The sequence below is a fragment of the Pseudoduganella lutea genome, assembly GCF_004209755.1.
Classification (GTDB): Bacteria; Pseudomonadota; Gammaproteobacteria; order Burkholderiales; family Burkholderiaceae_D; genus Rugamonas; species Rugamonas lutea.
The window spans coordinates 5,937,793-5,962,766 of sequence record NZ_CP035913.1; the positions used below are offsets into that span (position 1 = coordinate 5,937,793).

18 protein-coding genes and 1 riboswitch are annotated in these 24,974 nt (G+C 66.4%); of the genes, 12 read left to right on the plus strand and 6 right to left on the minus strand.

The window, feature by feature from the left end; genetic code table 11:
• Nucleotides 1-475 precede the first annotated feature (475 nt).
• The 3 genes from proV to proX are packed head-to-tail and all read left to right on the plus strand — an operon-like array spanning nt 476 to nt 3,917.
• Complete coding sequence (gene proV / locus EWM63_RS25155) at nt 476-1,726, plus strand: glycine betaine/L-proline ABC transporter ATP-binding protein ProV (RefSeq protein ID WP_130188972.1); 1,251 nt, start codon at nt 476-478, stop codon at nt 1,724-1,726.
• A complete protein-coding gene (gene proW, locus EWM63_RS25160) occupies nt 1,723-2,826 on the plus strand; it encodes a glycine betaine/L-proline ABC transporter permease ProW (RefSeq protein ID WP_130188973.1) in 1,104 nt (367 codons plus the stop codon). Before proV ends, proW begins: the two co-directional genes overlap by 4 nt.
• A gap of 41 nt (nt 2,827-2,867) precedes the next feature.
• On the plus strand, nt 2,868-3,917 hold the full coding sequence (gene proX / locus EWM63_RS25165; protein WP_130188974.1) for a glycine betaine/L-proline ABC transporter substrate-binding protein ProX: 1,050 nt from the start codon (nt 2,868-2,870) through the stop codon (nt 3,915-3,917).
• Nucleotides 3,918-3,972: 55 nt separating this feature from the next.
• Here proX and EWM63_RS25170 read toward each other — a convergent pair whose 3' ends face one another.
• Both EWM63_RS25170 and EWM63_RS32125 read right to left on the minus strand, forming a co-directional pair.
• On the minus strand, nt 3,973-5,265 hold the full coding sequence (locus EWM63_RS25170; RefSeq protein ID WP_229487500.1) for a PQQ-dependent sugar dehydrogenase: 1,293 nt from the start codon (nt 5,263-5,265) through the stop codon (nt 3,973-3,975).
• Nucleotides 5,262-5,831: a DUF2231 domain-containing protein gene (locus tag EWM63_RS32125; protein ID WP_229487501.1), complete on the minus strand. Its 570-nt coding sequence runs from the start codon at nt 5,829-5,831 to the stop codon at nt 5,262-5,264. Before EWM63_RS32125 ends, EWM63_RS25170 begins: the two co-directional genes overlap by 4 nt.
• Nucleotides 5,832-5,976: 145 nt before the next feature.
• Here EWM63_RS32125 and EWM63_RS25175 point away from each other — a divergent pair, with 145 nt between their 5' ends.
• Together EWM63_RS25175 and EWM63_RS25180 are read left to right on the plus strand one after the other, a co-directional pair.
• Nucleotides 5,977-8,037 carry a TonB-dependent receptor domain-containing protein gene (locus tag EWM63_RS25175; protein WP_130188976.1) on the plus strand — a complete coding sequence of 687 codons (2,061 nt, stop codon included), beginning with the start codon at nt 5,977-5,979 and terminating at the stop codon, nt 8,035-8,037.
• A gap of 100 nt (nt 8,038-8,137) precedes the next feature.
• Nucleotides 8,138-8,358, plus strand: a riboswitch (cobalamin riboswitch).
• Nucleotides 8,359-8,473: 115 nt separating this feature from the next.
• A complete protein-coding gene (locus tag EWM63_RS25180) occupies nt 8,474-10,522 on the plus strand; it encodes a TonB-dependent receptor (protein WP_130188977.1) in 2,049 nt (682 codons plus the stop codon).
• A gap of 170 nt (nt 10,523-10,692) precedes the next feature.
• On the opposite strand, the gene EWM63_RS25185 is transcribed toward EWM63_RS25180, so the two are convergent.
• The 3 genes from EWM63_RS25185 to EWM63_RS25195 all read right to left on the minus strand — a co-directional run bounded on the left by EWM63_RS25185 (nt 10,693) and on the right by EWM63_RS25195 (nt 14,293).
• The gene (locus EWM63_RS25185) at nt 10,693-11,760 is read right to left on the minus strand and encodes a porin (protein WP_130188978.1); all 1,068 of its coding nucleotides are present in this window, start codon (nt 11,758-11,760) and stop codon (nt 10,693-10,695) included.
• Nucleotides 11,757-12,452, minus strand: coding sequence for a YczE/YyaS/YitT family protein (locus EWM63_RS25190; protein ID WP_130188979.1), 696 nt, complete (start codon nt 12,450-12,452; stop codon nt 11,757-11,759). Before EWM63_RS25190 ends, EWM63_RS25185 begins: the two co-directional genes overlap by 4 nt.
• A gap of 71 nt (nt 12,453-12,523) precedes the next feature.
• Nucleotides 12,524-14,293 carry an adenine deaminase C-terminal domain-containing protein gene (locus EWM63_RS25195; protein ID WP_130188980.1) on the minus strand — a complete coding sequence of 590 codons (1,770 nt, stop codon included), beginning with the start codon at nt 14,291-14,293 and terminating at the stop codon, nt 12,524-12,526.
• Nucleotides 14,294-14,447: 154 nt separating this feature from the next.
• On the opposite strand from EWM63_RS25195, the gene EWM63_RS25200 reads away from it, so the two are divergent.
• Nucleotides 14,448-15,365, plus strand: a complete 918-nt coding sequence (locus EWM63_RS25200; protein WP_130188981.1) for a LysR family transcriptional regulator — start codon at nt 14,448-14,450, stop codon at nt 15,363-15,365.
• Nucleotides 15,366-15,410: 45 nt separating this feature from the next.
• Here the strand turns inward: EWM63_RS25200 and EWM63_RS25205 are convergent, their stop codons facing one another.
• Nucleotides 15,411-16,784, minus strand: coding sequence for a uracil-xanthine permease family protein (locus tag EWM63_RS25205; protein WP_130188982.1), 1,374 nt, complete (start codon nt 16,782-16,784; stop codon nt 15,411-15,413).
• 539 nt (nt 16,785-17,323) lie between these two features.
• Between EWM63_RS25205 and EWM63_RS25210 the strand changes: the two genes are divergently transcribed.
• From EWM63_RS25210 to EWM63_RS25235, 6 genes are read left to right on the plus strand one after another with little or no spacing between them, the layout of a single operon-like run.
• Entirely contained in the window at nt 17,324-18,367 is a 1,044-nt protein-coding gene (locus tag EWM63_RS25210) for a LacI family DNA-binding transcriptional regulator (protein ID WP_130188983.1), read from the plus strand.
• A complete protein-coding gene (locus EWM63_RS25215; protein WP_130188984.1) occupies nt 18,364-19,635 on the plus strand; it encodes a sugar ABC transporter substrate-binding protein in 1,272 nt (423 codons plus the stop codon). Before EWM63_RS25210 ends, EWM63_RS25215 begins: the two co-directional genes overlap by 4 nt.
• Nucleotides 19,632-20,699: a carbohydrate ABC transporter permease gene (locus EWM63_RS25220; RefSeq protein ID WP_130188985.1), complete on the plus strand. Its 1,068-nt coding sequence runs from the start codon at nt 19,632-19,634 to the stop codon at nt 20,697-20,699. Before EWM63_RS25215 ends, EWM63_RS25220 begins: the two co-directional genes overlap by 4 nt.
• Entirely contained in the window at nt 20,696-21,583 is an 888-nt protein-coding gene (locus tag EWM63_RS25225) for a carbohydrate ABC transporter permease (RefSeq protein ID WP_207221153.1), read from the plus strand. The genes EWM63_RS25220 and EWM63_RS25225 overlap by 4 nt, the downstream gene beginning before the upstream one ends.
• 14 nt (nt 21,584-21,597) lie before the next feature.
• Nucleotides 21,598-22,575 (plus strand): glycoside hydrolase family protein, encoded by a 978-nt coding sequence (locus tag EWM63_RS25230; RefSeq protein ID WP_130188986.1) that lies wholly within the window; start codon nt 21,598-21,600, stop codon nt 22,573-22,575.
• 56 nt (nt 22,576-22,631) lie between these two features.
• Nucleotides 22,632-24,974, plus strand: a complete 2,343-nt coding sequence (locus EWM63_RS25235; protein WP_130188987.1) for a GH32 C-terminal domain-containing protein — start codon at nt 22,632-22,634, stop codon at nt 24,972-24,974.

A 24,974-nucleotide genomic window follows, 5' to 3' on the forward strand; every position in this document is an offset into this window, starting at 1 on the left:
TGGTGCGGATTACTAGCACATCCAATCCGGCAGCGCCTGGACTTTTGACTGCTGTTGCGTTATAATGACGCAAATTCACAACAGATCGACGCCGCAGCAACCTCGCATCACCCGTGCCGCCAACGGCGGTACCGCAAGGATTGCACGCTTTTTCGTGCAACACGTGCGAGACATTCATCGGGCCTCGCGCCCATCTCCGTAAATCGTCTGGCGCATGGTGCGTCCGATACCTGTGCCATGCAATGACATGGCGCCCGCGTGGCTGAACGTCCTGAACCCCAGCTTCCTTCAGCACGCACACGACACCCCAGGATCCAGGCGGTAACGCCTGCGCCCACGCGTGTCCCGCCCCGTTCCGTCGCCTGCCCGCGTTCTGCGCCGTGGCATCGCCGCCGGCCCGGGGTTCGCCGATTCCCGTTCGCGGCCCATGGCCGCGGGGTGTCGTTCATTCGCGAAATCGAAGGAGAACCACAACGTGGCAAAACAGATCGTCATCGACCATGTATTCAAAGTATTCGGCGACCAGCCCGACGCCGCCCTGGCGCTCGTTCGCGAGGGCGCAAGCAAGCAGGACATCCTCGCCCGCACCGGTTGCACGATCGGCGTGTTCGACGCCAGCTTCACCATCGAGGCGGGCGAGATTTTCGTCATCATGGGGCTGTCCGGTTCGGGCAAGTCGACACTGGTGCGCATGCTCAACCGCCTGATCGAGCCGACCGACGGCCGCATCCTCGTCGACGGCGGCGATATCAATACCTTGCCGGACGCGCAGCTGCGCGCGTTGCGCCGCAAGGACATCAGCATGGTGTTCCAGTCCTTTGCGCTGCTGCCGCAACTCTCCGTGCTCGACAACACGGCGTTCGGCCTTGAACTGGCCGGCATGGCCCGGGCCGAGCGCCATGCGCTGGCCCTGCAGGCGCTGGAGCAGGTGGGCCTTGCCGGGTATGCCGGCAGCTATCCCGATGAACTGTCCGGCGGCATGCAGCAGCGGGTCGGCCTGGCCCGCGCGCTGGCGTGCGACCCGTCGATCCTGCTGATGGACGAGGCGTTTTCCGCGCTCGACCCGATCATGCGCACGGAAATGCAGTCGGAGCTGCTGCGTCTGCAGCAGATCAAGCGCCGCACCATCGTCTTCATCTCGCACGACCTCGATGAAGCCATGCGCATCGGCGACCGGATCGCCCTCATGAAGGATGGGCACGTGGTGCAGGTGGGCACGCCGGAAGAGATCCTGCGCAGGCCCGCCAACGACTGGGTGCGCAGCTTCGTGCGCGGCGTGGATGCGGCGGCCGTCTTCAAGGCCGGCGATATCGCCCGCAAGAGCCAGATCGTGGTGTCGGAATCGCCCACCCGGGGCGCCCGCGCGGCGCTGTCGATGCTGGAAGAGCAGGACCGGGCATTTGCCTATGTCGTCGACCCGAAACGTGCGTTCCTCGGCCTCGTGTCGGCCGATTCGCTGCGCGGCGCGCTCGACGGCCATACCGGACCGCTGGGCCTGCAGCATGCCTACCTGGATGACGTGCAGTGCATCGATGCGGACGAACCTGTTGCCGGCCTGGTGGGCCAGGTGGCGCAACTGCCGTATGCGGTGCCGGTGGTGGCCAGCGACGGCAGCTTTCGCGGCGCCATCAGCAAGACCACCTTGCTGAAGTTCCTCGACCGCGACACGCCACCGATCGCCGATCCACGCGGCGCCGATAAACAAACACAGGAAGGACAAGCATGATTGCCAATACCATTGCCTCGCTGGAGCCAGGCGTGGCGCCATCCACCCCGTCGAACCCATGGTTGCCCGCGCCGCCGGGTGATACTTCCTGGCTCGACGCCGCAGGAACGGCCCCCACGCCGGAGCACGCCGATGGTTCGCTGCTGGCGCAACTGCTCGACGGCTCGCTGCCGCTGCAATCGTGGATCAACGATGGCCTGGGCTGGGTCGTCGCGCATTGCCGCCCGTTCTTCCAGGCCGTGCGCGCGCCGATCGACGCCACGCTGGCCGGCGCGGCTGACGTGCTGCTGGCCGCGCCATCGTCCGTGGTGATCGCCATCATCGGCCTGCTGGCCTGGCAGTTCACCAGCCGCACACTGGCCATCGGCACCGTGCTGGCGCTGCTGGTCGTGTCGATGCTCGGCGTCTGGCCGGAGGCGATGGTCACTCTGTCGCTGGTGCTCACGTCGCTCGCGTTCTGCCTGGCGATCGGTCTGCCGCTGGGGATCTTCCTGGCCAGCAGCGACCGCGCGCAGAACATCCTGCGCCCGCTGCTGGACGCCATGCAGACCACGCCGGCCTTCGTGTACCTGGTGCCGGTCGTCATGCTGTTCGGTATCGGCAATGCGCCCGGCGTGATCGTGACCATCATCTTTGCGCTGCCGCCGCTGGTGCGCCTGACCAATCTCGGCATCCGCCAGGTGCGCCCCGACCTGGTCGAAGCGGCGCGCGCCTACGGTGCGTCACCGTGGCAGTTGCTGACCCGCGTGCAGATGCCGCTGGCGATGCCGTCCATCATGGCCGGCATCAACCAGTCGCTGATGCTGTCGCTGTCGATGGTGGTGATCGCCTCGATGATCGCCGTCGGCGGCCTGGGCCAGATGGTATTGCGCGGCATCGGCCGCCTGGACATGGGCCTGGCCACCGTCGGCGGCCTCGGCATCGTGCTGCTGGCCATCACGCTGGACCGGCTTACGCAGGCGATGGGGCAACCGCGCCGCGGCGTGCGCCACTGGTACGAAACGGGGCCGCTCGGCAGCCTGCTGCGCCTGGCGGGCCGCACCCGGTCGCCGGGTGACGCGGCACGCGACGCCACCGCGCCGGCCACGCCCGCACGGTAAGCACGGACAAGTACATCAGACGCATATGACAAAGGATCTTCATGCAACAACTCGAACACTTCAAGGACACGTATAAAACGCAGCGCAGGTTCCAGTGGTTCTCGGCCCTGGCGCTTGCCGCGCTCACGCTGACCACGGGCCTGGCCATGGCGCAAACGCCGGACGCCGGCCTGCCGGGCAAGGGTATCAAGGTGCAGGCGCTGCAAAGCCCGATCGCCGAGGAAACGTTCCAGACCATGCTGGTCGACCGCGCCCTCGAACGGCTCGGCTACGAGCCGCAGCCGATCAGGGAAGTCGATTATCCAACCGCGCACATCGCCGTCGCCAATGGCGACGCGACCTATCTCGCGGTGCACTGGGACCCCTTGCAACGCGATTACTACGACAATGCCGGCGGCGACGCAAAGCTGCTGCGCACGGGCCAGTATGCCGGCCCGGCTGCCCAGGGCTACCTGATCGACAAGGCAACGGCCGACAAGTACCACATCACCAGCGTCGACCAGCTGCGCGATCCGGACGTGGCCAGGCTGTTCGACCAGGACGGCGACGGCAAGGCCGACCTGGCCGGCTGCAATCCGGGCTGGGGCTGCGAGGCGATGATCGAACACCACCTGGACGCGTACAAGCTGCGCCCGACGGTCACGCACGTGCAGGGCAGCTATGCGGCGCTGATCGCCGACACGATCGGCCGCTACCAGCGCGGCCAGCCGGTCCTGTACTACACGTGGACGCCGTACTGGGTGAGCAGCGTGCTGGTGCCGGGCAAGGATGTCGTGTGGCTGCAGGTGCCGTTCTCGGCGACGCCGCAGAAGACCGACACGCGCCTCGACGATGGCAGCAACTATGGCTTTTCCGTGAGCATCACACGCATCGTCGCGAACCGTGCCTGGGCCGAGAAGAACCCGGCGGCGGTGAAACTGTTTGAAGTGATGCGCCTGCCGATCGCCGACATCAGCGCGCAGAATGAGCGCATGCGCAGCGGCGAGAACACGCAGGCCGACATCGCGCGCCACACGGCTGGCTGGATCAAGTACCACCAGCAGTTGTTCGACAGCTGGATCGCCGAGGCGCTGGCGGCGGCGAAATCGTGAAGGAAAGGCGCCATGGCGACCCGGCGCAATGCCACGGTCGCCCCGACACGCGCCATTAGCGGCTGCGGGTCACCCGCCACACCGTATTGGACAGGTCATCCGCGACGATCAGCGCGCCGCGCGGGTCCACCGTCACGCCGACCGGCCGGCCGCGCGTCGTGCCGTCGTCATCGCGGAAGCCGGTCACGAAATCGACCGGCTGGCCAGCGGGCCGCCCTTTGTCGAACGGCACGAAGATGACCTTGTAGCCCACGGGCTGTGCGCGGTTCCAGCTGCCGTGTTCGCCCACGAAGGCGCCGTTCGCGAACGATTCACCCATCGCCGGCACGGAAAAGCCCACGCCCAGCGCGGCCACATGGGAACCGAGCGCGTAATCGGGCTTGACGGCGGCCGCCACCTTGTCCGGATCCTGCGGCTTGACGCGGGGATCGACGTTCTGCCCCCAATAGCTGTAGGGCCAGCCATAGAAGGCGCCTTCGCGCACCGACGTCAGGTAGTCGGGCACCAGGTCCGGCCCCAGCTCATCGCGTTCGTTGACGACCGCCCACAACTGCTGCGTTTCCGGGTGGATCGCCAACGCCGTCGGATTGCGCAAGCCCGTCGCGTAGGGCTTGTAGGCGCCTGTTTCGGCATCGACCCGCCAGACCATGGCGCGGTCGCGTTCCGCTTCCATGCCGCGTTCCGTGATATTGCTGTTCGAGCCGATACCCACGTACAGGAAGCGCCCGTCGGGGCTGATGGCCAGTGCCTTGGTCCAGTGGTGGTTGATCTCGTCGGGCAGTCTGGCGATGCTGGCCGGTGCGCCGCCCGCCTTCGTCTGTCCCTCCGTGTAGTCGAAGCGGACCAGTTCATCCTGGTTGGCCACATAGAGCTTGCCCTCGTGGAAAGCCAGGCCGTAAGGCGCATTCAGTTTATCCGCGAACACGGTCTTGAGCTCGTAGCGGCCATCGCCATCGGCGTCGCGCAGCAAGGTCAGGCGATCGCCGCTTTCGACCTTGGACGTGCCCTTGGCCTTGATATAGCCGGCGATCACGTCCTTGGGTTTGAGCTTCGGGGCGCTGCCGCCGCGGCCCTCGGCAACGAGGATGTCGCCGTTCGGCAGCACGAGCGTCTGCCGCGGAATCTTCAGGTCGGTCGCGATGGCCGTGATGGTGTAACCCTTCGGCACGACGGGTTTGCGGTCGCCCCAAGCGGCCGGCTCCGCGATCTTCATGCTGGGCAGCAGGCCCCGTTGCGGCTCGGGCATCTTCGGATCGGCACCGAGCGCCTGGGCACTGCCGCCATCGTCGCCGCACCCCGCCAGCAACAGCGCCGCGCACGAGACGGTCATCAGCATCGGGCGGTTCATCGCGCACCTCCAGCCCGTGTCGCCAGCGCCCGCCATGCGGTGATGCAGGCCAGCACGGTGACGGCGATCGACAAATACAGGCCGGACGGCATGGCGGCCCAGGCATCCTTTGCGTGCACGAAGGCATCGATAAGGCCGATCACCCAGGTGGCCAGCAATAGCAAAAAATGCACCAGTGCAGGGCCTTTGCTGCCCTTCGACCGGAGTAGCGCGACCAGCGCGAAGAGCAGGGCAAAGCCGCCCAGCACCAGGGCGCCGGCGATCAGCCAGGATGCAAAATTGCTCCATTGGATCTGGTAGCTGTTGTAGTAGGCCAGGTCGCTCAAGAGCGCACCCAGGAACAGGGGAACGGTTCCCGCAAGCAGCATCGCGTGCAGCGGGCCGGGGGGCTGCCGGAAGGCAGGGGCGTCGATTGTCGGGGAGGGCATGGCAAGGTCCAGGTTGTGTCGCTTGGCCCGATCGTAGCGATTAATAGAACGCGTTGTCGCATGGTTGAGCCCGGTCGAATGGGCCGGCAAGCGGACCTGCTGGCCCGCTGCCCCTTGTTGTTCGGATCGCTGCACCATCCGCCGGCGCTCAGGGTGCCGGTGTACGGGCATTGCCACACTTTGACAAACTTTTCCGTTAGTAAATGAGTATCATTCTCATTTGCTGCTGTCGAGCAGCCATCGAGAACACCCAGTCCTTCGCCAACAAGAAAAGTTTGGATCCATGCGTCTTCCAGAAAAATACAAAAAAACCTTCAGCCGTACCCCCGTCGCCATCGCCATTCCCCTGCTGTTCGCCAGTGCGGGCGCCCTCGCACAGCGGGCCACCGAAGAGCAGCTGGCCACCGTCGTCGTCACCGCTTCCGGCTACGAGCAGAACATCCGGGATGCCGCAGCTTCGATTACCGTCATCACCGGCAGCGAAATCGCCAAGCGCTCGTACACCGACCTGGCCGACGTGCTGAAATTCGTGCCCGGCGTTTCCGTGCAGGGCACCGGCACCGAGCAGTCGATCTCGATTCGCGGCATGGGCAACGCCTACACGCTGTTCCTGGTCGATGGCCGCCCGGCGCAGGGCGGCGACACGTTCGAATTCAATGGCGGCGGCCGTGGCCAGCAGATCTCGTTCATGCCGCCGCTGGACATGATCGAACGGATCGAAGTGATCCGCGGCCCGGCGTCGGGCCTGTACGGCTCCGACGCGATGGGCGGCGTGATCAACATCATCACGAAGAAGGTCTCGAACACGTGGAAGGGCGCCGTCACGGCCGAATACGTGCATCCCGACGGCGGCAACGACGTCAACGGCGAGGCCTACAACACGAGCTTCATCGTGAACGGGCCGCTTGTCGACGACGTGCTGGGTATCCAGCTGTCGGGCGGTTTTCGCGGGACCAACGAGGGAGGCGTCATCCAGTTCGGCGACGCCACCACGGGCGACGCGGACTATAAGCAGCGCAACATCGGCGCCAAGGTCACGTGGAAGGCCGACGGCCGCAACACGCTCACGGCCGGCGGCAGCCGCACCGACACCGACCGCTGGCGAAACCCGGGCCGCTCGCTGGCCGCCACGGCGGCCGCCAGCTACCAGGGATCGACGAAGGACAACCTGTTCCTCGCGCACGATGGCCGCTACGGCAAGGTCAGTGCAAGCACCTACCTGAACTACGACGCCGCCAGCAATCCGACCACCCGCACCAGCGCGCCCAGCGGCGTGGCGCGCGGCATCGACTTCGACACGCTGACCTTGAACAGCCAGGGCACCTGGCAGGCCGGCGATGCGCACACGCTGACGGCCGGCTTCACCTACAAGAAGGAGAAGCTGGAGGACGGTGCCACGAGTGCCGTGAACGTCCATAACGCCGACACGGACGCATTCGTCACCATGGAGCGCTACCAGCTTTCCGCGTTCGCGGAAGACGAGTGGCGGCTGCGCGACGGCCTGGCGCTGACCACGAGCGCCCGCTACGACTACAACGAGCAATATGCCGGCCACTGGAGCCCGAAGGCCTACCTGGTCTACCGCGCCAGCGACGCGCTGACCGTCAAGGGCGGCGCCATCACGGGTTACAAGGCCCCGTCGCTGCGCAACGCGGCGCCCGATTTCTCCGCCACCTCCCGCGGTGGCGTGAGCATCGGCAACCCGGACCTGAAGCCGGAAACAAGCGTCAGCTATGAATTCGGCGTGGACTACGAACGCACCGACCTGGGACTCAAGGCCAGCGCCGTGGTATACCGCACCGATTTCGACGACAAGATCACGCGCTCGGCGGACTTCCTGTGCCGGCCGAACGTGCCGTGCTTCCATGGCGGGCTGGAATATCCCGCACATCAATACGGCTACAAGCAGACGATCAACGTGGACAAGGCGCGTATCCACGGAACGGAGCTCGCGCTGGACTACCGGTTCACGAACAACCTGTCGGCACGTGCGAACTACACGCTGACCGATTCCGAGCAGCTGACGGGGGCCAGCAAGGGCAGCCCGTTGAGCGACCAGCCGAAGCATGCCGCGAACCTGGGCCTGAACTACGACCCTTCGCGTGGCACGAGCCTGTGGGGCCAGGCGGCTTATACCGGCAAGTTCATCAGCACCGACCTGGCAACGGGCGCGGCCACGTCACAAAGTTATACCCTCGTCGACATGGGGATCGTGCACCGCCTGAAGCGGAACCTGACGCTGAAGTTCGGCATCTACAACGTGGCCGACAAGGAAGTCGCCAACAGCTCGAACGGCTATGTGGACGGGCGCCGTTACGCCACTGCCGTGAACTACACGTTCTGAACAGCCTCCAGCGCAGCGGGGCGCCCAGCCTCGCGTTCCAGTGACTTGCGCGAACAGCGCTTCCGGAAGGCGCTGACAAGCACCCATCCTTGCCTGTAGAATCCGCCCCCGAGTGAACGGTGTCCCGCCATCGACCGGTGGCGGGGTGAAACGGGAAGCCGGTGACGCGCGGGATCGCCATCCCGCCAGTCCGGCGCAGCCCCCGCTGCTGTAAGCCTGACGACCCGCCCCGACGCCACTGCGCTGCTCACACAGCGCGGGAAGGCAGGGCCGGGGAGGACGACGGCAAGCCAGAAGACCGGCCGGTCACGAAAAGAAGGCAGGGCACGGGGTGTGGCCTTGCCGTCGATCGTTTGTTTTCCCGTGCTGGCAAGCCATCGCGTGGCTGATGCCGCGTGCGGCGCACCTGCACGGCATATGCTTGCCGACCCAGTTCATGAAAATTCATCCGCTTCACACCAGGCTCCTGCCTGCCGCCCTTGCCGTCATGTCGTTTGCCGCCCATGCGGACGATCCGCCATTCCAGCGCGTGCTGGTCGAAGGTTCCCGTATCAGCCAGCTTGGCGAGGCCGACTCCGCCGCCGCCGGCACGGTCACCCAGAGCCAGCTGCAAGCCCGCACCACGTACCGGCCCGGCGAACTGCTGGAAGCCACGCCGGGCCTGGTGGTGAGCCAGCACAGCGGGGAGGGCAAGGCCAACCAGTTCTACCTGCGCGGCTTCAATCTCGACCACGGTACCGACCTGCGCACGGCCGTCGACGGCATGCCCGTCAACCAGCGCAGCCATGCGCACGGGCAGGGCTGGACCGACCTGAATTTCGTGATCCCCGAACTGGCCGGCCGGCTCGACTACCGGAAAGGCCCGTACTCGGCGACGGCGGGCGACTTCGCTTCCGCGGGCGCCACCGAGCTCACTTACGTCAACCGGCTCACGTCCGGCATTGCCAACATCACGGCCGGCCAGAACGGCTACGGCCGCGCGCTGATTGCCGCGTCGCCGGAACTCGGCAACGGCACCGTACTGGTCGGCCTGGAGGCGATGCACAACGATGGTCCGTTCACCCGCGGCGACAACTACCGCAAGGTCAACGGCGTGCTGCGCTACAGCGAAGGTTTCGAGAACAACGGCTACTCCATCACCGCCATGGCCTACCGCGCCAAGTGGCACGCCACCGACCAGATCCCGCAGCGGGCCGTCGATGCCGGCACGCTGGGCCGCTTCGATGCGATCGACCCCACCGACGGCGGCAGTGCGCACCGCTACAGCCTGTCGGGCAAGTGGCAGCGCAGCGACGACGACAACAGTGCCAGGGTATCGGCCTATGTGATCGCGAACCGGTTGGCACTGTTCTCGAACTTCACCTATTTCCTCGACGATCCCGTCAACGGCGACCAGTTCGCCCAGCCGGACCGCCGCGTGACATCCGGCTTCGACGCCAGCTATTCCTGGCACCATCACCGGGCCGACGTCGCATCGACGACCACCGTGGGCATCACCGCGCAGAACGACAACATCCACAACGGCCTGTATCGCACGCGGGCGCGCCAGGTGACCGGCACCACGCGCGAAGACCACATCGTCGAGACCAGCGGCGCCCTGTTCGTTGAAAACCAGACCCGCTGGAACGCCACGTTCCGCACGGTGGCGGGTCTGCGGGCGGACCGCTACCGCTTCGACGTCCACGGCGACAACGCCGCCAATGCCGGCACCGCCAGCGACGGCATCCTCTCGCCCAGCGTCAGCCTGGTCTTCGGGCCCTGGGCGCGCACCGAGTTCTATGTCAACGCCGGTACGGGCTTCCACAGCAACGACGCGCGTGGCACCGTGATCGCGGTCGATCCGAAGACCGGCGAACCGGCCGACAGGGTCACGCCGCTGGCCCGCACGCGCGGATTGGACCTGGGCGTGCGCAGCGAGTGGGTGCCGGGGCTCCAGTCGTCGCTGTCGCTGTACCGCCTCGACATGGATTCGGAGCTGCTGTTCGTCGGCGACGCCGGCACCACCGAGGCGGGGCGGCCGAGCCGCCGCCACGGCATCGAGTTTTCCAACTACTACAAGCCGGTAAAGTGGCTGTCGCTGGATGCGGATCTCGCCTACGCGCGGGCGCGCTTCCGCAACGCGGACCCGGCGGGCGACCGTATCCCGGGCGCGGTCGAAGGGGTCGCGCAGTTCGCCGCGACGGTCACGCCGACCGGGCCCTGGTCCGGCGCGCTGCGCCTGCGCTGGTTCGGCCCGCGCCCGCTGGTCGAGGACAACAGCGTGCGCTCAAAGGCCACGACAACGCTGAACGGCCGCATCGGCTACCGCATCGGCAAGGCCACCCACGTGGAACTGGAAGCGTTCAACCTGGCCAACCGGCGCGCGTCGGCGATCGATTATTTCTACGAATCGCGGCTTGCCGGCGAAGCGGAGGCAGTGGAAGACGTGCATTTCCACCCGGTCGAGTCGCGTTCGTTCCGGGTATCGCTGACGCACCGGTTCTGACACCCCGGATCTTGCAGGCTGCGCTCGAGCCACTGGTGTCGGACACCTTCAGGTGTCGGACACCGGTTTTCCGCGCAGAATCCCGGAAGAATCTCGCGAAAACCGGTGTCTGACACCAGACCGCAGCGGCTACTGACGCATCACATACGACAAACCAAGTCGCAGTAGCGTCAGAACCGCGTCCGCAACCCCAGCGCCAGCGTGTCGCCACGGCGGTAGCCCCTGATCCGGTCGCGCATGCCGACAACGTACACGTCGCTGCGTTTCGACAGAGAGTGGTCGTAGCCCAGTGACAGCGTGCCGCGCTGCCTGCCGTCCTGCGGGCCGCGTTGCCACGTGGTGTCGGCAAACGCGGCAAGCAGCTTGCCCGCACCAAAGGCCACGTCGGCGCTGGCGCTCCAGGTCGTGCTGGTGCCGTTCGAGGTGGCGCCGTCCGCCGCACCCGCATGCGCGCTGTTGCGCGCGTGCTCGTAGTTCGCGTAGAGCGTCACGGGACCGACACCGGTCTTTCCGCTCACCATCCAGGCATCCTGCCGGCCGTAGCCCGCCTTGACATTGCCGGGCGTGCCCGGCAGCGGGTTGTCCACGTGCACCCGCTGCAGGAAGCCGCCCACGCCGTGGCGCCCCTTGAAATACAGGAAGCTGGCCCCCGCGTTGTGCCGGCCGCGGGCACCCGCAATTTCACCGAACTGGTAATGCAGCTTGGCCGTCAGCCCACCCAGGTTCGGCGAGGTATAGCGGACCTGGTTGCTCCAGCCGGTATCGCCCGCATTCACCGACTCCCATCCGGTGCCGTTATACAGCGGCACGTTGGCGTGCGCGACGATTGGCGAAAACGTGAACGAATCGCCGAACGCATTGAACAGCGCCGCCGGCAGGAAGTTCGGTGCGCCGTCGCGCCCGATGCGCAGCGTGCCGAACTTGCCCGATATGCCGACGTAGGCATTGCGGCTGAACAGCGTTTCGTTGCCGTTGAAGCGGCCGGGGGCACCGGTGTCGTTGCGCAGATAGCCGGCAAGCTTGAACTCCACCCTGAGCCCGTCGCCGAGATCTTCCGTGCCGTCGATGCCCCACCACGAGGTGCTCATGCCGCCGGCATTCACGGCGGCGACACGCTTGCTGCCCGGCGGCTGCGCCATGCCGATCCAGGCGTCGAGCAATCCCGAAAGCCGTATTTCCTGCGCCCCCGCGCCGGTGGACAGGGCGATCGCCAGGGCGCCAGCGAGGAGCCGGTTCATGATGGCACCTCCTGCCGCGCCACCCTGGCCGGCCGGAACCGCCTGAACAGGAAGAAGTACAGCTTGATGTACTGGCCGATCAGGATGGCATTCAGGATGGTGCCTTCGCGGATGAACTTGGGCTCGCCCAGGAACAGGTAGCCGATGGACGCGGAAATCAGCAGCAGCGTGCAGTCGAACGTGGACTTGATGTTGCCCCACTTGTAGCCCAGTCGCCGGCACAGGGTGTCGACGAACATGTCGATCGGCATGAGCACGAGGTTGGCCCGTATCATCAGGAACAGGCCAAGGGCGATCAGGGCATCGGCAAAGGCCAGCAGGCACAGTTTCACGGAATAGTCGTGCAGCACCAGGCCCTTGGTGACAAGCAGGTTCAGGTCCAGGAAGGCGGCCAGTACGAAGGCCGGGACCAGCGAGGCAAAGCTCTTCAGCCCGAAGTCCTTCGGCAGGGCGAGATACGTCAGCAGCAGCATGAACAGCTCGAGGATGAAGTTGTAGGTTCCCTGGCTGAGCGGCGGGTGCACCAGGGTCATGGTGCGGGTCAGGCTGCTTTGCGGCGAGATGCCGATGCCTGCGCGGATGGCCAGGCTGACGCCGAGCGTCAGGATGTAGATGCCCAGGATATAGATGGTCCAGCGCCGTGGCAGGCTGCCGGTATCGACGATGTCCGCTTCCTTCGGGTGGTGTGCCAATTCGATCTCCTCGTGGTTGTCGTGCGGCCGGCACTTCGGCGCCGGCCGGTCTTTCCGTCAGCCTGGCGGCATCACACCATGAAACCGAAGCGGTCCAGGGAAATGAACAGGGTCAGGAGCTTGTTGACGACGGGTTCTCCTTCATTGCGGTTGCCCATGTCCGCCAGCGCTGCATCGATCGCGCGGGTCTTGGCCACCAGCTCGGCGAGCGGCATGTTGGCGATCACGCCGTAGATGTCCAGCGGCAGTGCCGCCTTTACCTCCCGGCGATCGGTCACGATGCAGCCGCCCACCTGGGCGTCGACCTGCCGCAGGCAATGGCACATCTCCGCGCTGTCCTGTCCCACGGCGACGAAATACGCCTTCGGCGCCGGCCAGAACGTGGCCACGGCGCCGCGCTCGATGGCGACACCCTTGAACAGGCCGTTGACCACATGGCGCGTGCCCTTGGCATAGCGCTGCACGACCGAGATGCGGTTGAGCGGCACGCCATCGACCTCCGGCACGACCTTCCCATCCCGCAGCGGCACCCAGACTTCGTCGTAGAACTTCAGGTGGCCGCGGCCATACACGTCGAACAGGTAGACCTTGGCCTGCCGGCCATCCGCAGAAATTTCCAGGGGCACGATATCCAGGTGCTCCGGCGCCAGGTCGTGCAGGCCCGGCACCGGTGTCTTGACCATGCCGGAATAATCGACATCGGCCTGCCGCAGCAGCTTGCGGTCCCTGGCTACGAGTTCGCCATCCTTGAAGACATAGCGGGGATTGATCTTCGCCAGGCTGTCCGTCAGCACGATATCGGCGAAGCGGCCCGGCGTCAGCGAACCGAACTTGTTGTCCATCCGGAAGGCGCGCGCGGTGTAGAGCGTGGCCATCTTGATCGCCTGGATGGGATCGATCCCCATCTCCGCGCACAGCGAGATCACCCAGTCCATGTGGCCCTGCGTCTGCAGGCGGTCGACCGAGATATTGTCCGCGCACAGCTGGAAATTCTCGGCGGGCCATTTGCGCTTGACGATGGCGCGCAACATGATCTTGATGACTTCACTGCTGCCCACGCCGAACTTGATCTGGGTTTGCAAGCCATAGCGCACGCTTTTCTCGATGTCGTCTTCCTTCCACACGTCGTGGTTGGCAAACGCGCCGATGGCCGGCATGTAGTTGAGCATCATGTCGGACAGCGCGGTCACGCCCCAGTGCGTGTTCATGAAACCGCCTTTCACACGACCCAGCGCGGATTTGCGGAAATCGTCGTCGTTGCCCACGCTGTAGGTCAGGTGCGCCAGCTCGCCCAGGCCGATCACCGGATCGAGTTTCAGCAGCGCGTCGGTGACTTCCACCGTGGTCTTCTTCCCGGGCGCAAAGGCAAACACGCGATAGGGCAGGCGGTCGTGGTGGCGAAACAGCGCTTCGGTGGCTTGCACCGCCTCGTCGCCGGCCGCGCTGACGAAGTCCAGGCATTCGGAGAAGATGGTGGTCGTCCCGCAGGGCACGATCGCTTCGCCGAACGCGGCGGGATGCGCCAGTTGGGCATCGAAGTGGATGTGCGCGTCGATCAGGCCGGGAATCGCATACAGGCCCTCGCCATCGAACACCTCGCGCACCTTGACGATCGCTTCGTCCGGGTTCAGGGCGACGATGCGCTTGTTGTACACCAGGATCGAACCCTGGTACACGGTTTCGGCATGCACATCGAGGATGTGCAGGTTTTTCAGCAGCAGGTCGGCTTCCTTCTTTCCGTTGAGGATGTCGAAGATGGCCCGGACCTCGTTGTAGTGCGCGTGGACCTGGTCGGTCTGTCCGGCAGGGGTATTGGTACGTTCGTTGACTTCCTGGTACATGGCGGTCTCGCTTTCATGGAGGTGGCGTGAAGGGGAATGGTGTTGCTGGTGCCATGAAAACCGATTTGGACCGTGCGGAAAAGCAGCGATTTTTGCGCGGACCGTGCGTTTTTCGAGTACGCTATTTTTTACACGAAGGGGAGAGGGGACCCGCATGCTGCATTCGCGCCTGCTGCGCTATATCGACGAAGTGGCCCGCTGCGGTTCGATCCGCGCGGCCGGCGAAAAGCTGCACATCGCGCCGTCGGCCATCAACAAGCACGTGCTGCTGCTGGAGGAGGAAATCGGCGAGCCGCTGTTCGAGCGTTTGCCGCGCGGCCTGCGGCCAACGCCCGCGGGCGAGATCCTGCTGGCGCATGTGCGCCGCACCATGCTGGAATACCGCCAGGTGGAAGCGGAGATCCGCGAGCTGCAAACGCTGCAGAGCGGAGAGATCATCGTCGCCACGGCGACCGGGCTGGCCAGCGGCGTCGTGGCGGCCGCCGCGTTGAACTTCTATGCGCGCCATCCGCAGATGACGATATCGATCCGCACCATGTCCGTGCGCGAGATCCAGGCATCCGTCGCCAGCGGCGAAGCCGACCTGGGCCTGGGCTTCAACCTGGCCGCCTCCCCGCAACTCGAATGCCTGTGGGAGCGGGACACGCGCCTCGGCGCGGTCATGTCGTCCGGGCACCCGCTGGCGCACATGGAATCCATCCCGCTGGCGCACTGTACGTCGTATCCGCTGATCTTCGCGGACCGCTCGATGCTCATCCACGGCAACATTGCCGACACGTTTGCCGGGGCCGGCCTGGACGTGGCGCCCACCTTCCGCACCAATTCGATCGAAACCATGAAACGCCTTGCCGCGGCGGGCGACGGCATCGCCTTTCTCAGCAAGTTCGATATCACGGAAGAGTACCGCCGGGACGTGCTGGTCTACCGGCCGATCCGGGACCGCGTCTTCAGCCGGAACGTGCTGTCCCTCGTGCGACGCGACAAGCATGGCCGCGGCATCGCCAGCCTGCTGTTCGCGGACGAAGTCATGAATCTGCTGGCGGGTCAACTGGGCGGGACGGACGCCGTCTAGAAGTGCGCCGCCCGGTCGCAGGCGGCGCGGCCGGTCGCGCGGTGACTACACGGCCCGGGCTTTCTTCTCCAGCACAGGGTGCGGTGTCGCCGCCTGCACGGCTTCCCCGTCGTTCGATTCGTCCTCGAGCGCTTCCTTCTCGCGGCCCGGCAGCATGAGGTTCAGCACCGATGCCACGATGGCGCCGGTGCTGATGCCCGAGCCGAAGATTTCATGCACGATGGCCGGCATCCTCGCCAGCAGTTCGGGGCGGGCGCTGACGGCCAGGCCGCAGCCCAGCGACACGGCGATGATCAGGCCATTGCGCTTGCTGTGCTCCACGCTGGCCAGCATCTGCGCGCCGGCGGCCAGGATCATGGCGAACATCATCAGGCAGGCGCCGCCCAGCACCACTTGCGGAATCGTGACGACGATCGCGCCCAGCACCGGGAAGAGGCCGGCCAGCAGCAGGAAGGCGCCGGTCAGCGCCACCACGTGGCGGCTGGCCACGCCGGTGAGCGAGACCAGGCCGACATTTTGCGCGAAGGTGGAAACGGGCGGGCCGCCCAGCATGGCCACGCACGCCGAGCCCACGCCGTCGCCCAGTACGCCGCGGCACAACTGCCGGCCGCCCACTTTCGTGTTGGTCGCGGAACCCAGCGCCATCAGGGTGCCGGTGGTTTCGACGATCGCGACCATGTACGCGACGCCCATCGCAAAAATGCCGCTGGGCGGGAACGTCATGCCGTATTGCAGCGGTTGCGGCAGCGCGAACGTGGCCGCCTTTTGCACGGGACCGAAGTCGACCAGGCCCATGGCCAGGCAGACGAGATAGCCGGCGGCCACGCCGATCACGACGGCGGCGGCGGACACGATGCCTTTGCCGAACTGCACGACGCCGACGACGGTGACCAGCACGAACAGGGCGATGCCCAGGTTGACCGGATCGGCGTAGTCGGCGGCCCCCTTGCCGCCGGCCGCCCAGTCCACCGCGACGGGGATCAGCGACAGGCCGATCATCGTGACCACGACGGCAGTCACGGTATGCGGGAACAGCTTGCGGATCTGCGGCATGAAGAAACTGCCGACGATCATGATCACCGAGCCGGCCAGCGTGGACCCGAGGATGCCGGCCACGCCATGCTCGTGGCCGATGGCGAGGGCGGCGCCGACGAAGCTGAAGCCGGTGCCCATCACGCAGGGCAGGCGGATCCCCAGCGGGCCCAGGCCCTTGCACTGGATGATGGTGATGACGCCCGAGCCCATCAGCGAGGCGTTGACGAGCGCGACGACCTGGTCGGCCGGCAGTTTCAGCACGGCGCCGATGACGAGGGGCACGGCGATGATGCCGCCCAGCGCGGCAAGCATGTGCTGGGCGGCCAGCAGGATGGTGGTGGGCAGCGGCGGACGGTCGTCCACCTGGTAGAGCAGCTTGTTCATGGGTGTCTCCAAATTGTGGGTGAATCGCTGTGTCCGGTGCTGCCGGCATGCCTCGCCGCGCGGGCGGTGTCGCCCGCGGGAATGGGAGGACTGGCGCAATGGCCTGGAGAGAAGGGTCTGACGCCCCACGGATGCCCGGGTACGGGCACTGGTTGAACGAGCGTGTGCCCCTGTAAGCGGGCTGCTCGCATCGACGGGCTTCACCGGGTGATGCCACCGTCTACTCTCGGCCAGGTCGTGCCGGTCCGGTATACGCGGCTGCGCATGATGGGTATGGCGTGGCGTGACTGTCACAACCGGCTCGCGGGCATGCGGTTCATGCTTGCTTGAAGACAAACGTTGCCGGCGTGCGAACTTGCATGAAGTCGCGTTTTCCTGGGCGCTCACCCGGCCATGCCGGGGCATGCGCGCATGTGCAAGACATTTACGGGACAGCGATTTTGATTGACGCCCACGCACGCATTCCTTATCATCGACGCAAATGACAACGTTGGACATTTCGTGACCGGGATGTCTGGCGGACAAGACAAGGAGACTGTGTGGCAACGATTCACGACGTCGCCGAGAAGGCCGGCGTGTCCATCAAGACCGTATCCCGGGTCCTCAATGGCGGTACCGAGGTATCCGAAAAAACCCGTACGCGCATCGAGCAGGCGATGCGCAGTCTCGAATTCACGCCGTCCGCCGCGGCCCGCAGTTTGCGCGGCCGGCCCACCGGGCTGGTGGCCGTGATTGCCGAACAACTGACCACCACGCCCGATTCCTCCGAAATCATCAAGGGCATCCAGCTGGTTTGCGAGCAGCAGGGCAAGATGCTGATGATCGGCGAAACGGGCGGCCATGCGGACGTGGCGAGCCGCCTGGTGGCGGACCTGCGCGAACGCCGCGTCGAGGCGATCCTGTTCGCCACGCCGTTCCATTGCCAGGTCGCGCTCGAACCGCTGCTGGGCAGCACGCCCACGGCGCTGGCGAACTGCTTCGAAGCGGCCGGCCGCTACACGCAGGTGGTACCCGACGACGAAGGCGGCGGTTACGCCGCGGCCAGGATCGTGCTCGATGCCGGTCATCGCCACATCGCCTTCCTGCAGCTGATCCCAGGCATGGTGGCCACCGCCCTGCGCCTGCGCGGCTTCGAGCGGGCCATGCGCGAGCACGGCATCACGCCCAATGCGCAATGGCTGATCCACGGCGCCGAAGCGCACGAGGGCGACGAATTCGCGCACCTTGCCGATGCCGTCGACCGCCTGTTCGCCAGCGACCGCCGGCCCACCGCGATCCTGTGCGGCAACGACAAGATGGCCATGCGCGTCATCTTCATCCTGCAGCGCCGTGGCCTGCGGGTACCGGCCGACGTGTCGATCGTGGGATTCGACGATTTCCGCCTGATTTCCGAGGCACTCGATCCTGGCCTGACGACCGTGGCGCTGCCGTACCGCGAGATCGGCGAGCTGTCCGGCCGCTATGTGCTGGAGCACGCGGGCATGGCACCGGCCACGGTGCGGGTGCCCTGCGTGCCCGTGATGCGCGGCACGGTCGCTGCCCCGGCAGCGCACAAGGGGCCAGCGCGGGCGGGCAGCCGATGAAGCACGCATTTGTGATCGCGCTGGCCGCGCTGGCATTGCCGGTGCTGGCCGCGCCTGTCGAAATCCGCTTGTGGCGCCACGATACGGGCGACGCTGAAATGGCGGCGGGAAGGGCGGCCATCGAGCGCTTCAACCGCTCGCAGGGCCGTTGGAAAGTGGTCATGGAAGCCATCCCGCAGGGTTCGTATACGGAGTCGATCACCGCCGCATCGCTGGTGCGCCAGCTGCCCTGCGTGATCGCGATGGACCAGCCGACGGTACCGAACTTTGCCTGGGCCGGCCACATCCGCCCGCTCGCGCCGCTGCTGCCGCCCGCGGCCGTCGCGTCCCTGCTCGAAGGCGGGCGTGGCACGTACAAGGGGCAGTTGTACAGCGTGGGCCAGTTCGACGTGGTGCTGGCGCTGTTCTCGCGCAGGTCGGCGCTGGAGGCATTGGGCATCCGCATCGCGACGATGGAACGGCCCTACACGGCCGCCGAGTTTCACGACGTGCTGGCCCGGGCAAAGAAAAGCGGGCGTTACCGCTTTCCGCTGGACCTGAACGGCCGGTTCAAGGGCGAGTGGTACAGCTATGCTTTTTCGCCCTGGTTGCAGAGCGCCGGCACCGACCTGATCGATCGCGAGAATTACCGGCGCGTCGACGGCTTGCTCAACAACGATGCGGCGGTGGCGGTCGGCCGCTACTATGGCCGGCTGTTCAAGGACCGGCTGGTCGAGCGCATTCCCGCGGACGACAAGGCATTCGAGCAGGGCCGGACCCTTTTCCACTACACGGGGTCGTGGAAAGTGCGCGAATACAGCAGGCAGTTCGGCGCCGACCTGGTGGCGATGCCGCCGCCGGACTTCGGCAAGGGGCCGCGCATCGGCGCCGCTTCCTGGCAGTGGGGCATCACCCGCGGCTGCCGGCAGCCCGAAGGCGCGGCAGCCTTCCTCGCCCACCTGGTCACGCCGGAGGAAATCGGCGCCGCATCGCGCGACACGGGCCTGGTACCCGTCAGCGAAGAGGGCGCGGCATTGACCGAACATTACCGGCCGGGCGGCGACTGGCGCCTCTACTTCGAGTTCGCCCGGCGCTACGCCGTGGTGCGGCCGGCCAGCCCCGGTTATCCGGCCATGTCGTCGGCGTTCGAAAAGGCGCTGGCCGACATCCGCAGCGGCAAGGATGCCGCCGAGGCACTCGACGAGGCGGTGGAAGCCATCGAACACAATATCGCGCGCAACAACGGCTATGGCTTTGGCGCGCAGGGCGGCAAGGGAGGCCTGCCATGAAAACCAGGTTCGGTCATGACGGCCCGTTCGCTGTCGGCGCGTTCGCCGCGCCGGCGATCCTGCTGTTCCTCGTCTTTGTCGTACTGCCGATGCTGCTTGCCGCCGGCGCCACGCTGACCAACCACCGGCTGATGTCGCCCGAACCCACGCAGTATGTGGGGCTGGACAACTACCGGCGCCTGCTTGCGTTCGACATCGCCGCCATCGATCCGCTGCGCGATGGAAGCGGGGCGATCGTGCGTGACGACGAGGGTGTGCGGTTCCCCACCTGGCGCCAGGTGCGCAAGGCGCGGCCGGAACTGGGTTCCTATCGTCCGGCCTTCCAGTTCGACGTAGGCGGCAGGCGCATCGTGCTGGCCGCCAGCGATCCGCTGTTCTATCGCTCGCTGATCAACACATTCCTGTTCGCGGCGCTGGTACTCCCGCTGCAATGCGGCGTGGCGCTGGGGCTGGCGATCCTCGTCAACCAGAAGGTCCGCGGCCGGGTATTCTTCCGCACCGTGTATTTCGCGCCGGTCGTCACGTCGATGGTCGTGGCCTCGATCGTCTGGGCCTTCATGCTCAACACCGATCGCGGCATGCTCAACGAGCTGCTGCGCAACCTGCTGCACGATCCGAACGCGGGCCCGGACTGGCTGGGCGACAGCCACTACGCTCTGCCGGCCATCGCGCTGATGTCGGCCTGGCAGGGCGCGGGCTTCCAGATGCTGGTATTCCTGGCCGGCCTGCAGTCGATTTCACCCGAGTTGTACGAGGCGGCCACGCTGATGGGCGCCAACGCCTGGCAGCGCTTCGTGCACGTCACGTTGCCCGGCCTGCGCAACACCATCATCTTCGTGCTGGTGTCGACCACGCTGCTGGCCTTCGGCCTGTTCACGCAGGTCGACGTGATGACGTCCGGCGGGCCGCTCGATTCCACGTCCACGGTGGTGTACCACGCCGTGCGCAGCGGCTTCAAGGAGCAGGACGTCGGCTACGGCTCCACGATCACGCTGGTATTCTTTACCATCGTGCTGGGCCTGTCGATACTGCAGCGCATGCTGGTCAACAGGGGGAACACATGATGAACCGGCTTCTTCGCAACCGCCTGCGTGCCACCGCGCTGCTCGTGGTGATGAGCGCCATCGGCATCGTCTTCGTCGCCCCGTTGCTGTTCATGGTTGTGTCGTCGTTCAAGGGCGACGACGCGATCTTCGCCAACCTGGACACCTGGTCGGCTTACCTGCCGTCGGATGCCTGGTCGATGGCGAACTACCGCGCGGTGTTCGAGAAGAGCGACCTGCCGTCGTTCCTGTTCAACTCCACGCTGATAGCGGCGCTCGTCGTCGTGGGCGGCATCATCGTCAACAGCATGCTGGCGTTCTCGATCGCCCGCATGCGCTGGCGCGGCCGGCAGGTCGTGCTGGCGCTGGTGGTGGCCATGGTGATCGTGCCGTTCGAGGTGATCGCGATCCCGCTGCTGTCGCTGGTCGCGCGCCTGCCATGGCCCGGGTTCGAGCACGGCCAGTTCGTGCTCCACAGCGGCTGGTTCAACAGCCTGCACGTGCAGGTGATTCCGTTTCTCGCCAACGCCTTCTGCGTGTTCCTGTTCTACCAGTTCTTCCGCGATATCCCGCCCGAACTGGACGAAGCCGCGAAGATGGACGGCGCCGGACCGTGGACACTGTATGCCCGCATCATCATGCCCAACAGCGGTCCGGTGATCGCCACCGCCGCGATCGTGCTGTTCATCTCCGCCTGGAACCAGTACCTGTGGCCCATCATGGTGATCCAGGGCGAAGCGTTCCGGCCCGTGCAGCCCGGCATCCAGCAATATTTCGGACGCACCAATTCGTGGGGCCAGATCATGGCCTACGCAACGGTGATTACCCTGCCCGTACTGGCGGTATTCCTGGCTTTCCAGCGGCAGTTCGTCGCCTCGGTGGCCGGCACCGGCATCAAGGGCTAAACCTTGGACTACACATGTCACTCAAACTGAACGACAAATTCATCTGGGACTTCTGGCACTTCGAAGAAGCCGGCCGCCAGCACCTGTTCTTTCTGCAGGCCGACCGCTCCATCGGCAATCCGGACCTGCGGCACTGGAATGTGTCGGTCGGCCACGCCGTGTCGCAGGACCTGCGCGACTGGACCGTGCTGGGCACGGTGTTCGGACCCTCGACCGCGCCGGCGTGGGACGACTACACCACCTGGACCGGCTCCGTGATCCGGGCCGAAGGCCGCCATCACCTGTTCTACACCGGCACGTGCCGCGCCGAGAACGGCATGCGCCAGCGCATCGGCCACGCGGTGGCGGACAGCATCGACGGGCCGTGGGAACGGGTCGGAGATGGCCTGGCGCTGGACCTGGACGAGCGCTTCTACGAGGAGTACCAGGAAGGGCGCTGGCATGACCGGGCGCTGCGCGATCCCTGGGTGTTGCCGGACAAGATCGATGGCCAGTACCACATGTTCTATACGGCGCGCCGTAACGACGGCCCGCTGTACGAACGCGGCGTCATCGGCCATGCCGTCTCGCCCGACCTCGTGCACTGGACCGCCACGGCGCCCGTGTATGCCGGCGGCCACTACGGCCAGCTCGAGGTGCCGCAGGTGTTCGAGCGCGACGGCCGCTGGTACTGCGTGTTCTGCAATGTCGCCGCGCACTGGTCGGACGCGATGCGTGCCGCGCACCATGGTGGCGTGTCCGGCACGCATTACCTCGTGGCCGATCATCCGCTGGGCCCGTGGGCGCCTGCACCCGGCTTCCTCGATGGCGATGTGCCGTGCCGCCGTTATGCCGGCAAGATCCTGCGCGATCCGGTGACCGGCCAGGACAGCCTGCTGGCATTCCTGGACAACGGCGCGGACGGTGCGTTCGTCGGCGCGATCTGCGATCCCATTCCGCTGAAAAGGGAAAACGGCTTGTACACGCTGGCCGATCTTTCAGCGCCGGCATGACAACGTTGGACAACGATTGAACAAGCACTGAACAATAACAGGGTGGAGGAGACGACATGACATTCAAATGCTTGCCCCGCAAGTTGCCACGGCACGCCGTACAGGGATTGCTGATGGCGGGCTGCCTGGCCGCCGCACCGGCGATGGCGGCCGACAGCGGCCCGGCCGGACTGGCGCACTGGAGCCTGGACGAGAGACGCGGCAGCCAGGCCGCGGACAGCGTGTCCGGCCGGCGCGATCCGGTCGACCACGTATTCAACAAGGCGCGCTTCAAGCCCGATTCCGATCCGTTCTGGCGCGCGCCCGGCGCTTGTGTCCGGAACGGCTGCCTGCTGTTCGACGGCTACTCGACCGACGTGACGGCGCCGCCCCTGGCCACGGCGGCGCTGCGACGCGGCTTCACGCTGAGCGCATGGGTCGCGCCGCATGCCTTCGAGTGGGGCGATGGCGGCCATTACTCGGCCTTCCTCAGCCAGTTCGACGGGCAGGCAAAGCAGGGCTTTATCTTCGGCATGTATCGCTTCGGGACCTGGGGCATGAAGCTCGGTTTCGGCGGTGCCATCGTCGACGTGCGCGTCACGGATCGCAAGCTGCCCCGCGATCGCTGGTCGCATGTCGCCGCGAGCTACGACCCGGCGGCGCGGCAGGTGGCCCTGTTCCTCGACGGCGAGCGCGTGGCGGTGGCCGCGGCGCCGGCCGGGGGCGACTTCGCCATGCCCTCGCTGCCACTGACGATCGGCCGCTATTCGCAGCCGGAACGGGTGGGCGGCGTGTTCGAACTCAATACCTTCCTGGGGCTGATGGATGAAGTGCGCATCGGCGGCGGGTCGTCCACGGCCGCCGACGTGGCGCGGATCATGCGCGTGGACCTGGCCGCCCGGAACGGCAGGCCGCCGCGGCTGGAGCCGTCGGATGTGACGATCCCGGCCAGCACCTTCGAAGGCGACCGGTACCGCCCGCAATACCACCTGATGCCGGCGGCGGGCTGGATGAACGAACCGCACGCGCCGTTCCATCACCAGGGCCAGTACCACCTGTTCTTCCAGAAGAATCCGTTCGGGCCGTTCTGGCACCAGATCCACTGGGGCCACTGGGTCAGTCGCGACATGGTGCACTGGCGGGAATTGCCGATTGCCCTGGCGCCGGAAGACGACGGGCTCGCCACCGACGGCATCTGGTCCGGCAGCGCCACGCATGCGGCCGACGGCACGCCGGTGCTGTTCTTCACGGCCGGGAACGACAACGCGCGGCCGAACCAGCGCACCGGCATGGCCATGCCGTGCGGGGCGACCAGGGCGCCCGACCCCGACCTGGTGTGCTGGAAAAAACATCCGGTGCCCGTGACGGAGCAGGCGGAGGGGATGGGCCGCTTTGGCGAGTTCCGCGATCCGTTCGTATTCCGCGACGGCACCCGCGAACGCTGGTTCCAGCTGGTGGGCTCGAACCTGCCCGGCCGCAGCGGCACCGCGCTGGTCTACGAATCGACCGACCTGCGCCACTGGACACCGCGCGGTCCGCTGTTTTCCATCGACGCCGCACCCTTCGAACACTTCGACAGGACCTGGGAGCTGCCGGTACTGCTGCCGCTCGGCCAGGGCAGCGATGGCCGCCAGCGGCACGTCTTCCTGAACGACGTGCGGGGCCAGGCGTATTACTGGATCGGCGTGTTCGACGCGGCCACCGCCCGCTTCGCACCCGACAGCGAAGCGCCGCGGGTGTTCGACCTGGGCGAAGGGCATTTTTCCGGACCGAGCGGCTTCGTCGATCCGAAAACGGGCCGCACCATCGTGTTTTCCATCGCCCAGGGCGAACGCACGCTGCAGGACGAGCGCGATGCCGGCTGGGCCCACAACGGCGGCTTGCCTGTCGTGCTGTCGCTTGGCGCCGATGGCGACCTGCGGCTGGCCCCCATCGCCGAACTCGCCGCGCTGCGCCGCCAGCCGCTGCTGGCGCTGCAGGGCCCCAGCCTGGCCGATGCGGCGGCGGCGCTCGGCGCGGTACGCGGCGATGGCCTGGAGATCGAACTGGAACTGGCCCCGACAAGCACGCCCGGAAAGCGCGGCCTCGGCCTGCGCATCGCGCCAGGCGATGCCGAGCGCACCGACCTGTATGTGGACACGGCGCGCGCACGGCTTGAAATCGACCGGTCGCGCACCGCGCGCGACAAGCCTTACGGCGTGCAGGGCGGCACCTTCGACCTTGCCGGCGAAAACCTGCATCTGCGCGTGTTCCTCGACCGTTCGATGGTCGAGGCGTATGTCAACGGCCGCAAGAGCCTTACCAGCCGCACGTATCCGACCCGCACGGATGCGGACGGCCTGGCCCTGCTGGCGCAACCCGGCGATCGCATCGTCTCGCTCAGGGTGTGGGCGATGGGATCGGCCGTAACGAGGAATTGA

Coding starts and splice junctions, on each gene's coding strand:
- proW (WP_130188973.1), top strand. CDS start 1,723: ATGATTGCCAATACCATTGCCTCGCTGGAGCCAGGCGTGGCGCCATCC.
- proX (WP_130188974.1), top strand. CDS start 2,868: ATGCAACAACTCGAACACTTCAAGGACACGTATAAAACGCAGCGCAGG.
- EWM63_RS25170 (WP_229487500.1), bottom strand. CDS start 5,265: ATGAACCGCCCGATGCTGATGACCGTCTCGTGCGCGGCGCTGTTGCTG.
- EWM63_RS32125 (WP_229487501.1), bottom strand. CDS start 5,831: ATGGTGCAGCGATCCGAACAACAAGGGGCAGCGGGCCAGCAGGTCCGC.
- EWM63_RS25175 (WP_130188976.1), top strand. CDS start 5,977: ATGCGTCTTCCAGAAAAATACAAAAAAACCTTCAGCCGTACCCCCGTC.
- EWM63_RS25180 (WP_130188977.1), top strand. CDS start 8,474: ATGAAAATTCATCCGCTTCACACCAGGCTCCTGCCTGCCGCCCTTGCC.
- EWM63_RS25185 (WP_130188978.1), bottom strand. CDS start 11,760: ATGAACCGGCTCCTCGCTGGCGCCCTGGCGATCGCCCTGTCCACCGGC.
- EWM63_RS25195 (WP_130188980.1), bottom strand. CDS start 14,293: ATGTACCAGGAAGTCAACGAACGTACCAATACCCCTGCCGGACAGACC.
- EWM63_RS25200 (WP_130188981.1), top strand. CDS start 14,448: ATGCTGCATTCGCGCCTGCTGCGCTATATCGACGAAGTGGCCCGCTGC.
- EWM63_RS25205 (WP_130188982.1), bottom strand. CDS start 16,784: ATGAACAAGCTGCTCTACCAGGTGGACGACCGTCCGCCGCTGCCCACC.
- EWM63_RS25215 (WP_130188984.1), top strand. CDS start 18,364: ATGAAGCACGCATTTGTGATCGCGCTGGCCGCGCTGGCATTGCCGGTG.
- EWM63_RS25220 (WP_130188985.1), top strand. CDS start 19,632: ATGAAAACCAGGTTCGGTCATGACGGCCCGTTCGCTGTCGGCGCGTTC.
- EWM63_RS25225 (WP_207221153.1), top strand. CDS start 20,696: ATGATGAACCGGCTTCTTCGCAACCGCCTGCGTGCCACCGCGCTGCTC.
- EWM63_RS25230 (WP_130188986.1), top strand. CDS start 21,598: ATGTCACTCAAACTGAACGACAAATTCATCTGGGACTTCTGGCACTTC.
- EWM63_RS25235 (WP_130188987.1), top strand. CDS start 22,632: ATGACATTCAAATGCTTGCCCCGCAAGTTGCCACGGCACGCCGTACAG.